General features: G+C 65.7%; 8 protein-coding genes, 1 tRNA gene and 5 pseudogenes. 3 read left to right on the top strand and 11 right to left on the bottom strand.

Translation table 11 applies throughout. From position 1 onward, the window contains the following. Positions 1-68 precede the first annotated feature (68 nt). Both M446_RS26840 and M446_RS39190 read right to left on the bottom strand, forming a co-directional pair. A pseudogene (locus tag M446_RS26840) lies at positions 69-362 on the bottom strand (transposase); the annotation flags it as partial. Between the two features lie 33 nt (positions 363-395). Then, positions 396-632, bottom strand: coding sequence for a hypothetical protein (locus M446_RS39190; RefSeq protein WP_083784741.1), 237 nt, complete (start codon positions 630-632; stop codon positions 396-398). 795 nt (positions 633-1,427) lie between these two features. On the opposite strand from M446_RS39190, the gene M446_RS26835 reads away from it, so the two are divergent. Beyond that, a tRNA-Ile gene (locus M446_RS26835) sits at positions 1,428-1,503 on the top strand. A 27-nt stretch (positions 1,504-1,530) separates the two neighbouring features. On the opposite strand, the gene M446_RS26830 is transcribed toward M446_RS26835, so the two are convergent. The 4 genes and pseudogenes from M446_RS26830 to M446_RS26815 all read right to left on the bottom strand — a co-directional run. Further along, on the bottom strand, positions 1,531-1,740 hold the full coding sequence (locus M446_RS26830; RefSeq protein WP_012335243.1) for a hypothetical protein: 210 nt from the start codon (positions 1,738-1,740) through the stop codon (positions 1,531-1,533). Positions 1,741-3,188: 1,448 nt separating this feature from the next. Then, entirely contained in the window at positions 3,189-3,614 is a 426-nt protein-coding gene (locus M446_RS26825; protein ID WP_012335242.1) for a PAS domain-containing protein, read from the bottom strand. A gap of 53 nt (positions 3,615-3,667) precedes the next feature. After that, positions 3,668-4,441 (bottom strand): annotated as a pseudogene (locus M446_RS26820) (nitric oxide dioxygenase); the annotation flags it as partial. Between the two features lie 68 nt (positions 4,442-4,509). Further along, positions 4,510-5,892, bottom strand: a pseudogene (locus M446_RS26815) (IS1182 family transposase); the annotation flags it as partial. A gap of 203 nt (positions 5,893-6,095) precedes the next feature. On the opposite strand from M446_RS26815, the gene M446_RS26810 reads away from it, so the two are divergent. Next, positions 6,096-7,109 carry an IS110-like element ISMtsp9 family transposase gene (locus tag M446_RS26810; protein WP_012332367.1) on the top strand — a complete coding sequence of 338 codons (1,014 nt, stop codon included), beginning with the start codon at positions 6,096-6,098 and terminating at the stop codon, positions 7,107-7,109. 237 nt (positions 7,110-7,346) lie between these two features. Here the strand turns inward: M446_RS26810 and M446_RS26805 are convergent. From M446_RS26805 to M446_RS39505, 4 genes and pseudogenes are all read right to left on the bottom strand, one after another. Continuing rightward, positions 7,347-7,616, bottom strand: a pseudogene (locus M446_RS26805) (transposase); the annotation flags it as partial. Positions 7,617-8,139: 523 nt separating this feature from the next. Continuing rightward, positions 8,140-8,565, bottom strand: coding sequence for a cupin domain-containing protein (locus M446_RS26800; protein ID WP_012335239.1), 426 nt, complete (start codon positions 8,563-8,565; stop codon positions 8,140-8,142). Positions 8,566-9,454: 889 nt separating this feature from the next. Then, positions 9,455-9,906 (bottom strand): annotated as a pseudogene (locus M446_RS39510) (zinc-binding dehydrogenase). A gap of 119 nt (positions 9,907-10,025) precedes the next feature. Beyond that, the gene (locus tag M446_RS39505) at positions 10,026-10,469 is read right to left on the bottom strand and encodes an alcohol dehydrogenase catalytic domain-containing protein (RefSeq protein ID WP_322597448.1); all 444 of its coding nucleotides are present in this window, start codon (positions 10,467-10,469) and stop codon (positions 10,026-10,028) included. A gap of 279 nt (positions 10,470-10,748) precedes the next feature. Between M446_RS39505 and M446_RS26790 the strand changes: the two genes are divergently transcribed. Next, positions 10,749-12,983 carry an ATP-dependent RecD-like DNA helicase gene (locus tag M446_RS26790; protein ID WP_012335238.1) on the top strand — a complete coding sequence of 745 codons (2,235 nt, stop codon included), beginning with the start codon at positions 10,749-10,751 and terminating at the stop codon, positions 12,981-12,983. A 36-nt stretch (positions 12,984-13,019) separates the two neighbouring features. Here M446_RS26790 and M446_RS26785 read toward each other — a convergent pair whose 3' ends face one another. Further along, the gene (locus M446_RS26785; protein WP_012335237.1) at positions 13,020-13,292 is read right to left on the bottom strand and encodes a DUF2312 domain-containing protein; all 273 of its coding nucleotides are present in this window, start codon (positions 13,290-13,292) and stop codon (positions 13,020-13,022) included. Positions 13,293-13,314: the final 22 nt, after the last annotated feature.

Genomic DNA, 13,314 nt, shown 5'->3' with positions numbered 1-13,314 from the left:
CGTCGTCCTCGCAGGGACCTCCTCCACGCCGGAGGAGCTCGGTGTTGCTGGTGATCGATGCAGGTGTCTCAGGCCGCCTGAGCCGCCGACCAGCGGATGTCCGACCCGTTCCGCCACATGCGGTGCAGCACGATGGCCAGCTTGCGCGCCGCCACCACAACGGCCTTCTGCATGCCCCGGCGCTTGGCCACGCCCATGCCCCAGGCCTTGAGCGTGCTCCAGCGGTCCCGCCACCCCGTGAGCAGCACCAGGGCCGCCTCGTAGAGCGCCGCCCGCATCATCGCGTCCCCGCACTTCGACACCCGGCCCACCCGCGCCGTCTCGCCCGACTGGTAGAGCCGGGGCGTCAGCCCATAGCCCGCCCGATCCTGACGGGCTCATCGATTGCAGGACAATCAGTAGACGTGGGACGCGTTCCTGGTGCGCGAGCCCCTGGTCACCGAGCTGGTGCGGTTGGCGTGCCACCGTCCCACCGCGCACCCGGCAGCGGCTCCGAGCACGCCATGATGGCCGGCGACGTGACCGGCTGTACCGCCGACCAGGGCTGCCTTGATGCAGCCTCGGGCCTCGGCAGGGGCAGCACTCGCCAGGGCGACGGCGGCAAGCGCGACGGGTAGAGCGAGCATCTTCATATGAATTGCAGACCGGCTTCGCCGTCCCTCAGGGATGAAACCTGAGCGTGTATTAGATCAGAGTTTTGCACGCTGGCATAGCAAGTTCCTATTTAGGGCTCCCGAAATTGTGGGAGCCAAACGGCAGCATCGCTTTGACCGTTCCGGCCGATGCCGAGCCCCAGCAGGGCTGCGGCACGGTGCGTGTCCACACCCACGACGGCATGAAGGTCCAGGCCCGGGTGATGACCGATCGGCTCTTCGACGAGAGCAAGGTCACCCGCCGGGGTGGCCGGGTGCAGGCTTGGGGCGGGCGGGAAGCCCGAGGCAAGGCTGCCGAGCTATCACGCTGCCGCGGCCAGTCCTGGCCGCGTGGCAAACACGCTACGTCTGTCTACCGTACCAGCCCGCCCGGCGGCCCACCGGGCGGGCTTTTTCGTCCGGTGGGTCAGCGTGATCGCCGTCCGTAGCGCGATCCGGTTCTGCGCTCCATGCGCGTCGGGCTTCCCCGGGGAGCCATCAGACATAAACCACGTGTTAACCACGTAGGCTCATCGATGCTGGGCATGTCGAAGCATCCCAGCACTCTCGCCGTCCCAGCTGCCAAGCACGAGCCGCGAAACGAGCGCAAAGCACCACGCGTTAGGACAACGATGGTCGAGCGATGGATCCGTCCCTACAGATCCGAGGCAGTTGGTAACGTTGCTGCCCGGCGGCCCTTTGAATTTCGGGACGAGAGAAGGTTGCAACTAGCCCTCCACTTGCTATCGTCGCCGGGACGGTGAAATCAAAACCGACCGGTGGGGTTTCGCTTTGGGGCCCGTAGCTCAATGGTTAGAGCCGGCCGCTCATAACGGTGTGGTTGCAGGTTCAAGTCCTGCCGGGCCCACCAGTGACAGAGGCGGTGAACAACTTCCGCTTACGCCCTCTCGAAAGCAGCGCGCCCGGCCTCGTTGATGCGGACCGCACCGCCCCAGACGTCGTGATCGACCCAACCTCTTGCAACGAGACTAAGGACAAACAGGTCGTCATCGCGCAGCAGACAGCGATCCTCCGTGAGCTCGAAAAGCGTCACCCATCCATCGACAACGTCGAGATAAGCCATCAGCCGCTTTTGCTCTGGCGTCATGCAGCCGCCTCCCTTTTCGCTCAAGTGTCTTAGCAGAAACCACGAAGCTTGGGAGCGAGATGCGCCACCAAAATTGGCATTTTCTGTTAATCAATAACGGTACGAGTGCTGTGGACACTTCTGCTGGGATGAGAAGATTGGTCAGTATTGCCGTAACTTGCAGTCCGGACCGGGAAAACCTCGATGCACGACAAATTGGACTGGAACCATTACGCCGTATGTCATTGGCCAGAGACGCGCACTCAAAGTAGAGAGGCTGGTATCAGCAGCCGAACACGAGCCTTTGAGAGGCTCTCAGAGGCCGTTCTGTTTTTTCTTGCGCAAGATTACGTATTTAATCCCACAGTACGTATCAGCTGTGGCGGCAAAATCTACTGGCCTAGTGATATCAGGAGGCTGGCAGAGCGTCCTGATTTCCCTCTTGGGATGATAGATGGTCAAGAACCTCTGGAAAGTCCACCTGCGCGAACGAGTCTCTGAACGCGTGGTGCGGATAATCGGTCCTTGCCAGCGGTTGCATTCCACCCCCTCCGCGCCCCGCGGGCGTGTCCGGCCGTCGTAAATCAACCAAGATGATCCACCAGCGCGGCCCGGGTCGCGGGAAGCCGTTCTACTCGGTCTCGACTGGCGCCCCGGCCGGACCGCCTCCGAGGTCTTCCGGAAACTGTCCGCAGATTCCGTAATCGGTTCCGTACAGCGCCTTATGCGAGTGGGATGACACCGGAGGCGTAGTCCGTGTGCTTTCGAGAGAGGCTCCGGCGCACTGGCGCCGGTCCAATTGGGACGAAGCCTGGCCCTGGTACGTCGGCGGCTTGGCCCAGTCCGGTGCTCTGCACTCGGGTGCAGCGCTGGGGCGGCGCGGCAACGTAGGTACCGGGCGGCCCATGGTGCTGTCTTTCTCGGCAGGCAGACAGCCTGGGAGCCAACTGCGTGTGCTCTTCCATAACGATGACCGTCCATGGGCATGTCGTGCGGCTGAGGGGGATCGTGTCGAGACGGGCGAGCGCGAAGAGCACCGTCAGGGCAGGTCTCGCGTCGTACTCGCCACGAAAGGGCCAGTAGAAGCCGATCAGCTTGCCGGATGCAGGGGCGAGTGCTGCTCTGAGCCCCTGACTGATACGGGCCCCAAGCCTCCCGATCCTGGGTCAAGATCTGCATGCGCCGCGCGATCAGGGCGGCCCGAGTCTCCTTCCACCACTACCTGACGGTCGGCCAGTCCGCTGCGCAGCTCTGGAGTAGTGGTGGGGAATTCTGCTCCCCACAGGCCTCAACACCAAGGAAGCTCGAGTCGAGCTCGTGCGTGAAGCAGGGTGGCGAGCTGTACTCGCCCAACGCGCTCGGCCCGCGGCCGGCGAACTCCGTCAGCGTCCCGGGTGTCTTGCCTGCAGTCCGGCCGTGGTGCTCCCCACGATGGCTCGATGACTGCGACGCTGGGTTCTGCCACGAAGCTACCCGGACACCCTCGCCAGCCGCTCCCGCAGAACCTTCATCTCGGTGAACCGCACCGTCACGTCCCGCATGACCGCGACGATCCCGGTCATCGCGCCCTGTTCATCCTTGAGAGGCACGATGGTGAACTCCACCGAGATCTGCCGCCCATCCTTGCAAACGCCTGGAACTGACAGAAGGGCGCCCTCGCCGTAGCGGCTCTCGCCCGTCGCCATGGTTTTGTGGTAGCCGTCCCAGTGGCGCTTGCGCAGCCGCTCGGGCGTGATGATGTCGAGCGACTGGCCCACCGCCTCGGTTTCCGTATAGCCGAAAATGCGGGCTGCACCGGGGTTCCAGACACGGATGATGCCGTCGCGGTCGGAAGCGACGACGGCGTCCGCTGATCCGGCCAGAATGGCATCGGCAACGATGCGCGCGAACTCCATGAGCATCCTCCCCGGAAGCGGCGCCGCCCTCCGGCGGAGCGGCGCCGTCGCACTCAGGCTGCCTGCTGCTCCAGCAGCTCGTCGGCCGGGCCGAAGAACTCGAACCGGATCCGCTCGGTCGGAACGCCCTCGCGTCGCAATCCGTTCACAAGCGCGCGGAGAAACGGCTCGGGACCGCACAGGTAGTAGGTCGCCGCCTCGTGGGGCGTCTGCCCCACCAGCCACTCCGCGGTGATCAGCCCCTGCGCATCGTAGTGCTCCCCTGGCCGGTCCCCCGCCGCGGGCTCCGCGTAGAAGGTGTGCAGGCGCAGGTTCTCGTTGCTTGCCGTGAGTTCCCGGACCTGATCCCGCATCGCGTGCACGCGCCCGTTCTGGGCGCCGTGAACGTACCAGGTCGGCCGCTCGGGCGTGGTCCTGGCGATCGTCTCCAGCATGCTCATCATCGGCGTGAGCCCGACGCCGCCGCTCACCAGCACGACCGGATCCTTGGCCGCTCGATCCAGATAGAAATCACCCGCCGGCGGTGCTGCGCGCAGCACTGTTCCGGGCCCAGCTTCATCATGCAGCCAGTTCGAGACGATACCCGCCGGCTCGCCCGGTTGGCCCTCGCGCTTGACGGTGATGCGGTAGGCGCGGTCGTTCGAAGCACAGGGGATCGAGTAGTTGCGCTTGAGCACGCCGTGACCCGGCAGGTCGAACAGGAAGCCGAGATACTGCCCAGGCTGGTGGTGCAGGACCGGCCCGCCGTTGGCCGGAACGAGAACGAGCGAGCGGATGGCCTCGCTCTCGGGCGTGACGCTCTCGACCACGAACTCGCGCCAGCCGTTCCTGGGATTGCCCCGGCTCGGTGGTTCTCCCGCACTTTGATATTGGTGGCGAATTCGGCTCGGCAAAGTCAGGCTGCAAGCGCGTGCAGCTGTGCAAAGGATGAGTTTCGTGTTCGAGCCTTTGGTTCGTCCGCGAGCCATCGCAGTAGTCGCACCAGGTTCATTGCCGCTGCCGTCATCAGATGAGCCAGGTGCGTCTTCGCGTGTCCGAAGTAGGGCGTTCGCCGCAGCCGAGATGACCGCACGCCTTGTGCAATCGTGCCCTCGACGCCGCCTCGTCGGACGTACTCGGCTGCGAAGTCGGCGGTCTTCTCCCGCTCCCGCCTGACCCGCAACGCCTTATGTTGGGCTTCAGGGCGGATCGTGATCGCCCGGCGGGCCGACCGCGAGCGTGTGCAGTACGGCCGCGGCGAGCAGTCCCGGCAATCGCGGACCGCGAACTTGATCTTGATCACCGGTGTCGTGCCGTGGACGAGCGTGGGCGTCCAGCTCTGGCTTTCCTTCCCGCCCGGACACGTTGCCCGCCGTCGAGCGAAGTCAATGGCAAAGTCCCGTGCGGCGAAGCCGGCACCGGCCTGGGCCTGCCACTGCCGATCACCCCGCGTTGGGCCGACCAGATCGATCCCGTGGCGCGCCTGGGCGTCAACGAACAGCGCCGCGTTCACGAAGCCGGTGTCGGCGATGTGGATCTTGGGCAGCAGATCCCGTGCAGCGAGCGTCGCGTGGATGGTCGAGGTCGTCGCATCGTCTGAGACCGCGGCGGTCGTCGTCTCGACGTTGGTGACCAGGTTCGGCGCGTCATCGTCGCACGTCTCGGTCAGATGCACTTTGTAGCCGCTCCACACCGTCGTGCCCTTGCTCGCGTAGCGCGCCTCGCCGTCATACGGCGAGCCGATGTATCGACCCGATGGTGGCAGCTGATGGTTCGTCCGCCATGCGACACGGGTGCCCTCCGGCCCGTCCTCGCGGAGGAAGTTCTGCACCCAGACCCGTCGCAGGGTCTCGAGGGCCGCAGCGTCACGCAGGACGGGTGGGGCGAGAGCCAGCAAGGTGAACCCATCGATTCCGGTCTGCACCGCCCACGCCTGCCGTCCTGCCTGGCTCTTGGGCAGCCGGAACTCGCTCGCTCGGAGCCCGGAGCGTTCGACCCAGGTCGGGGTCGTGCACGTGCGGAGCCAGTCGGGCGCGATCGTCGCCAGTTCGTTCAGCGCGTGGCGCAGTGTTTCCCCGACAACTTCGAGCCGGCTGAGGGTCCGCATCGCTCCAAGGACGTGCGTGGAGTCACTGCGCTGACGTCCACCGCCTTTCAGGAGCCCGCGCACTCGTGCCAGTGCGAGCGTCGCGTCGAAGAGCCGGCTTTCGGCCCCATGCGCGAGAAGGCGCGTGCGGAACTCGCTCAAGACGGTGTGGTCGAAACCGGCGTCAGGCAGTTCCAGGCACAGGAGGTATTTCCTGTACCTGACGACGAGCCGTGCTTCAGTGCGGCTTGGGCGTCCGGCGATCTGAGGTATTTCCGGTCCGACGCAGGCGTAGCTCAGCAACGCCTGTGCCGCGATCGCCGATTGGCACGATCCCGGATGCCCTGTCGCGTTCCTCCGAACAGTCGCTGGGGCTCCGCTCGCGCGGACGCCCGCGTACAGGACAGGATCCGCCCATGCTCAGTCCCGGACTGGTGGCCGGCATCGATGCCGGCAAGCACTTCCTCGATCTCGGCTTCCATCCTGCCGGCAAGCCGATGCGCTGCGACAACAATCCGGCCGGCATCAAGCGCCTGATCGCGGCCTTGCGGCAACGAGGCGTCATTCGCGTCGCCCTGGAGGCGATCGGTCCTTACGCTCAGCCTCTCGTGCATGCCCTCGTTGCCGCCGGCTTCACGGTGGCGCTGATTGATCCGCGACGGGTCAAGGCCTTCCGCACTGCCGAGGGGCTGATCGCCAAGACCGACCGGCTGGACGCGGCGCTGATCGCCCGCTTTGCTCATCGCATGAGCGAGTCTCTGCGCCCGGTTCCCACGGCCGACCAGGTGACCCTCAAGGCTCTGTCGACGCGCCGGCGCCAGCTCACCGAGCTGATCGCCATGGAGAAGACCCGGCTGGCCCAGGCCCTCGATCCGATGATCGTCGACAGCCACCGGGCCGTCCTCGAGGCCCTGACGCGGACTTGTGCCGAGGTTGAAGCCGAGCTCGACCGGCGCATCGCTGCCGACCCGGCCTTGGCCCGTAAGCGCATCATCCTCACCTCGATCCCGGGGATCGGCCGGCGCATCGCCGGCGTGCTGATCACCGATATGCCCGAGCTTGGACGGCTCGACCGCAAGGCCGCCGCGAGCCTGGCTGGCATGGCTCCTCATCCCAGCCAGAGCGGGGCCCATCCCGGCCGCCATGCCATCGCTGGCGGCCGGCCGTGCCTGCGGACTGCCTTCTACATGGCCGGCATGGTCGCCGCACGCGCCTGTCCCGCTTTCCGAAAACCCTATCGCGCCATGAGAGACGCCGGCAAACCGGCCAAGCTCGCCATCGTGGCCACAGGGCGACGCGTCGTGACCCTGGCGAATGCTCTCCTCCGCGCCAACAAAACTTTCGACCAGAGCGACCTGGTGACTTGTCAGGCGACGTCCGGGACGGCTCCCCTGGCGACAACGGGGCAACACCAGCATGCGCTGGCGTGATCGCTGGCTTGATCGGAGGGTCGATGCCTCGCATCGACCCTCCGCCTCATGACCGTTCGCCGGCGGGGGCGGGTCAAGGCCTTGTCGCGCAACGCGCGATGGCGCGGAGCGCCAGCCTTGACGCGCACACGACGGTGAACAACCCGACGCTGGAACGCCTCTCGGGCGGGGCCAGCCATCCTGTTTCTAAGAGGTCAAACCGTCGTATCGCCTCCCAAGGCTTGACCCGCGATACAGTCGCCAGTCGATCCACGTGCGGACCGCGTCGGCGGCTTGCCTATCGGTCAGCCCTTCCATGAACTGCAGCAGGGTCGCCAGGGCGAGCCGGACCAGCGCCTCTGCGGGTCGTCCCCGCGCTGGGAACAGGTCGGCGAAGTCGTGATCCTCCATGACCCGATGCAGGTCGTCGGAGAGGCGCATGACCGGATTGCCGTTCGGAAAGATCGCCCGCGCCACCTGCGCGGTCTGATCAGGCGCGACATACGTCCGTCTCACGTCGAGCGACATGCCCCCCTCCTGATTGGCTTGGGGCCACATCGTCGCTCAACGCGCCGCGCGGATCGTCCTCTCATCGCAGGAGCCGCGCCGAATTCGCCACCAATATCAAAGTGCGGGAGAGCCACAGAAACGGGGCAATCCCAGCCAACGCGAGCAGTCTGCGACTCTGGTTGGCGTTCCTTGTCACGGTGGCGTGATAGCGAAGCTCACGCGCCGTGAAGTCCACCCTGAGTCTCACCGCTGCTGGCATGGCGCGGGTCCTCCCCACGCCAGGGAATCACGTCAGCGCCAGCCGCGGAAGCGCCATGAGTCACCCCTCAAGGCCGTTGGTATTACACGCGGGAAGCGGCAGGTGGTTCTGATCGGCCAACGCAAGGCCATTGGCACCGCTGTTCGCGGAGGAGTTGCGAAGCGTAGATATATGAAGCTGCGCGAGTGGTTAGCCACCCACTGATGGGAGCGGCCGTCGTAAGATCGCTCGCTGCGTGGCTTCAGGACCTTGTCCCGTGAGGGTTCCCGCTCAATGCCCTCTTCAACGGTCGGCCGCGGGTACCAACCCATGCCGCAGCATGATCTCGCGGACGACTGCCTCGTCGGGCGGACCTGCGGCAACCAAGCTGGCCAACTCGCGGAAATATTCCGGTCCGAGCACGCCCGGCGTCAGCACACCCAGGCACGTCGCGGTGGCGCCACTGCGGTTGTCGAAGCCGTGGACCACACCACGAGGAATGAAGAGCACGTCGCCCGGACCAACCGCGTGGTCCTTGCCACCCACCGTGAAGGTAACGGTGCCGATCAGTCCGTAGATGGTTTCGTCCCAATCGCGGTGGTAGTGCGCGACCGGCATCCGCCCCTCGTGCGGCACCGTCATCTCGAACATGTCGAGGCTGCCGCTGGTCTCGTGCTTGCTGCGCAGGAACCGGAGTTCCAGTGGGCCGATACGGATCACCTCCAACATCACAGCCTCCGGGCTACCCACGACGGCCTTTCGGTGTGGCGTTCAGCATGGCCGGAACAGTTGCCGGTGACAACACGGTCGACGCACCTCAACGGTAAGAGCGCCGCCCGAGCAGGCCCGCGATCCACTGATCGCGGACGATCGCGGCATCGATCTCGCGAACCTGGGTGGCAAGCTCCGGAGGTAATAGGCTTGCAGCCTCAGCCAGACGCCCGCGCAGCCGCCGCACTATCTTTGGCGCCACGCGAGAAGCTTCCCCGCCGCGCCGCTCGCGATCGTAAAGGTAGTCCTTACCTGCTCCGCACCAATCGCGAAGGCGTGGCGAGACGTGGTCAGACCCAGCTCGCCAAGTCGATCATGAACTTTCATCAGTTGGTGGCCGTAGACGAAGCTGGATGCATTCGTTCGGGTAATATTTTCGACGGAACTTTTTTATCGCACATATTCAAAGTTTAACTACATTAGGAATTCTAAAGTTTACGATTTTGTAGTCGATCTCGTGAGAAGCCGCCTGGAAGGAGATGAGCGCGGTCCTTGAGAGAAGGAGCTTGTGTCTCGGAGCGATTTGTGAGGCTGCGAGGCTTTCCCGATTGTGCCGAATCCAAGCAGTACGTTATTCTTGAACCCAAGCAGCAGTGGGAGGCCCGGATTACGGTTACTGGGTTGCTGTGAGTGCCACGGGCTGATCCGGACGGAGTGCCGGCGGCTGTATCATTCGCGGAACGTCGGCACGGCGAAGTGGGCGGGTACCTCACGAGCGGAGCAGACGCACCGCGCGGGCCGACGTCGCTGTCGGTAGAAGGTCCAGCCCGGCGCCCCTCGCCTCATCCATGTAGCGACCGCATGAGACCCTGCGCATCTTGCCAGCAACGCAGCTTCCACTCAACGGCTACCATTCCACGCAGATCTTGCCGAAGCGCGCCCCGCGCTCCTGATAGCGCAGCGCGTCCGGCAACTGCTCGAACGTGAAACGGCGGTCGATCACCGGCCGGCTGGTGGACAGGTTCAGCGCCGGCACGAACTCCTCCTGGTGACAGCGGCTGCCGGCAATCAGACCTTGCAGCCGCGCCTGCTTCGTCATCAACAGGGCGGTGGGCACCTCGCCTCCGAGCCCGGTCAGAACACCAATGAGAGAGATGTGCCCACCGACCCGCACCGCTTCGATCGATTGCGCCAGCGTGCCGGGACCGCCGATCTCCAGCACGTGGTCAACGCCGCGTCACCCGTCCAGTCGCGGGTTTTCGCGCCCCAATCGGCGTGCTGCCGGTTGTTGATGACGTGATCTGCGCCGAGAGCTTTGGCGCGCTCCAGTTTCTCGTCCGACGAGGAGGTGATGATCACGGCTGCTCTCGTGAGCTTGGCGATCTGCAACGCCGCGATTGAGACGCCGCCGGTTCCGAGCGCCAGCACGACGTCGCCGGCCTTTAGGCCGCCATCCCCGACCAGCGCACGCCATGCTGTCACAGGCCCGCTGTCGTGATGGTCGCCGCTTCGGCATGGCTCCAGCCCTTTGGGGCATGCGTGAACGCGTGAACCGCCTGCACCGCGTGCAACACGGCGAAGCCATCGATCCCGTCCCCCGGCACGCCCGCGAAGCTGCCCACCGCGGTCTGCGGTAGCCCGTCCTGCCACTGCGGGAAGAAGCAGGAGACCACGTGGTCGCCGGGCTTGAACTCGGTCGCGCCCGAGCCGACCGCCTCGACCACACCCGCGCCGTCCGACATCAGCACGCGGCCATCGGCAGCCGGGAACTGACCGGTCGCGACGAGTAGGTCGTGATAGTTGAGCGAGGTGGCGTGCAGGGCGACACGGACCTCACCCGGCCCCGGCTGGCCGGGATCGGGCCGCTCGACGATCTCCGGCCGGTTCAGGCCGCCTGGGCCGCGCATGACGAAAGCCTTCATCTCCGCTCCTTCCGCGCTGTTTGCTCGACCGAGAGTGCGTCGAGGGCTGCCGCGATAGGTAAGATCGCGGACGGAGCAACAAGGTAGGGCGATACCCCTTTTCCGCGGGCGGCCGAGACATCGGCTTGAACGATCGGCGGAACGGCGATGAGTCACGTAGCTAAGGAACGAATCAGGAACTAAACTCCCGTCAACGGCGTGACAGCTTCTCTGGATTGCGCGTTGCGGCCCTGCTTAGCTGAAGGGGACGGGAGCCGGTCATGGGTCCCGCGGGGACACATGAACCAGATGGTCCGGCCCAAGCAGGTCGAGAGGAGCAACCCCGTCGAGGCTCTCGCGGGTACGGTCGAGCGCGTCACCTTCCACTCGCCCGAGACCGGCTTCTGCGTGCTCAAGGTGCAAGCGCGGGGCAAGCGCGACCTCGTGCCGGTGGTTGGTCACGCACCCGCGATCGGCGCGGGCGAGTGGATCACCGCCACCGGCATCTGGATCACCGACCGCACCCACGGCCTCCAGTTCAAGGCCGACACCCTGAAGGCCACGCCGCCCACCGGGGCTGCAGGCATCGAGAAGTACCTCGCGTCGGGCCACATGCGCGGGATCGGCCCCGCTATGGCCAAGCGCATCGTGGCCACCTTCGGTGAGAATACCTTCGAGATCATCGAGGCCGAGCCTGACCGGCTTCGGGAGGTCACCGGCATCGGGCCGTGGCGGGCGGCCAAGATCGTAGCCGGCTGGGCCGAGCAGAAGGCCGTGCGTGAGATCATGATCTTCCTGCACGCCCACGGCGTCGGCACGGCCAGGGCAGTGCGCATCTTCAAGACCTACGGCCATGAGGCTATTCAGGTCATGACTGAAGATCCCTACCGGCTCGCGCGCGACATCCGCGGCATTGGCTTCCGCACCGCCGACGCGATCGCGATGAAGCTCGGGATGGAGAAGAACGCACCGCCGCGGCTCCGGGCGGGCGTCTCGTTCGCGCTCCAGACGGCCATGGACGAGGGGCACTGCGCCTTACCCGCCGAGCGCCTGACCGTGCTCGCCCAGAAGCTGCTGGAGGTCGAACCGGACCTGATCCGAGCCGCCATCACTGAGGAGCTTCTGCGCGGCGAGGAGGTGGTCGCCGACACGGTCGGGGAGGAGACGTGCGTGTTCCTGAAGGGCCTGCACGCGGCCGAGCGCAGCATCGCCGAGCGCCTGATCGCCCGAGCGGCGGGCTCGCCGCCCTGGCCTGAGATCGACATCGGCAAAGCGCGACCCTGGGTCGAGCAGAAGACCGGCAAGGTGCTCTCCCCTTCTCAGGCTGAAGCCGTGCGCCTGATGCTCGCCTCCAAGCTCTCGGTCATCACGGGTGGGCCGGGCGTGGGGAAGACCAGCACCCTCGACACGGTGCTGCGCATCCTGATCGCCAAGGGCGTGCGCGTTCTCCTCGCCGCTCCGACCGGCCGCGCGGCCAAGCGGATGACTGAGCAGACGGGCCTGGAGGCAAAGACCATCCACCGCCTGCTGGAGATCGACCCCAAGCACGGCGGCTTCTCGCGCAACGAGGAGAACCCGCTGGATTGCGACCTGCTGGTGATCGATGAGACGTCGATGGTGGACGTGCCGCTCATGAACGCGTTGCTGAAGGCGGTGCCGGAGCGCTCAGGGCTGCTGCTGGTGGGGGACGTCGATCAGCTACCCTCGGTCGGGCCGGGGCAGGTGCTGGCAGATGTGATCGCGTCGGGGCGCGTTCCGGTGGCGCGGCTCACGGAGGTGTTCCGACAGGCGGCCGAGAGCCGGATCGTCGTCAATGCGCACCGGATCAACGCGGGCAAGATGCCGGAGCCGCCCAGAGCGGGCGACGAGGCCGACTTTTACCTGATCGAGATCGCCGAGCCCGAGGAGGGCGTGGCGAAGCTGATCGAGGTGGTGACCCGGCGCATCCCGAAGCGGTTCGGCTTCGACCCGGTTCGCGACATTCAGGTGCTGACGCCCATGAACCGGGGCGTGCTGGGCGCGCGCAACCTGAACCACGAACTCCAGGCGGTGCTGAACCCGAGCCCGCCCGCCATGGTTGAGCGGTTCGGCTGGAAGTTCGCGCCCGGCGACCGAGTGATGGAGACGCAGAACGACTACGATCGCGAGGTGTTCAACGGCGACCTCGGCTCGGTGCTGCGCATCGACGACGATGAAGGAGCGCTGATGGTCGAGTTCGACGCGCGCGAGGTGGTCTACCCGTTCGGCGAACTCGATACGCTGGTACCCGCCTACGCGACCACAATCCACAAGAGCCAGGGCTCGGAGTACCCGGCCGTGGTGATCCCGATCACCACTCAGCACTGGACCATGCTGGCGCGCAACCTGCTCTACACGGGCGTGACGCGCGGCAAGCGCTTGGTGGTGCTGATCGGGCAGCGAAAGGCCATCGGCATGGCGGTACGCGGTGGGGCGGCGAAGCGGCGCTACACGAAGCTGCGCGAGTGGCTCTCCTGGCCAGCCGTCGAACAGCCGGAACGGTGCGCGCGAGCATGATGCTCGCGCACCCAGGTCAGGCTTGCTCCAGAGATCTCATGCTGCCTGTGCACTCGGCACCTGGCTCGGCGCGTCCATGGCCCGCAGGTAGACGTCGAGCAGCGTCTCGTGCTCGTCGCGCTCGTCCTGATCCTGCTTGCGCAGCTTGATGATCTCCTTGAGGATCTTCACATCGAGCCCGTCGCTCTTGGCCTCCAGGAACACTTCCTTCTTGGCCTCGGTCAGGTCCTTGATCTCCTCGTCGAGCTTCTCAACCCGCTCGATAATCGACCGGATGCGGTCGCCTGCAATCCCAGGAACGTCAGTCATGGTTGCCCCTTTGTTGCTGTCG

This window comes from Methylobacterium sp. 4-46 (genome assembly GCF_000019365.1).
Taxonomy (GTDB): Bacteria; Pseudomonadota; Alphaproteobacteria; order Rhizobiales; family Beijerinckiaceae; genus Methylobacterium.
Note: the sequence above shows the minus strand (reverse complement) of the source record. Positions and strands in the feature narration are given on the sequence as shown.

Coding starts and splice junctions, on each gene's coding strand:
- M446_RS26790 (WP_012335238.1), top strand. CDS start 10,749: ATGAACCAGATGGTCCGGCCCAAGCAGGTCGAGAGGAGCAACCCCGTC.
- M446_RS26800 (WP_012335239.1), bottom strand. CDS start 8,565: ATGTTGGAGGTGATCCGTATCGGCCCACTGGAACTCCGGTTCCTGCGC.
- M446_RS26830 (WP_012335243.1), bottom strand. CDS start 1,740: ATGACGCCAGAGCAAAAGCGGCTGATGGCTTATCTCGACGTTGTCGAT.
- M446_RS26825 (WP_012335242.1), bottom strand. CDS start 3,614: ATGGAGTTCGCGCGCATCGTTGCCGATGCCATTCTGGCCGGATCAGCG.
- M446_RS26785 (WP_012335237.1), bottom strand. CDS start 13,292: ATGACTGACGTTCCTGGGATTGCAGGCGACCGCATCCGGTCGATTATC.
- M446_RS39190 (WP_083784741.1), bottom strand. CDS start 632: ATGAAGATGCTCGCTCTACCCGTCGCGCTTGCCGCCGTCGCCCTGGCG.
- M446_RS26810 (WP_012332367.1), top strand. CDS start 6,096: ATGCTCAGTCCCGGACTGGTGGCCGGCATCGATGCCGGCAAGCACTTC.
- M446_RS39505 (WP_322597448.1), bottom strand. CDS start 10,469: ATGAAGGCTTTCGTCATGCGCGGCCCAGGCGGCCTGAACCGGCCGGAG.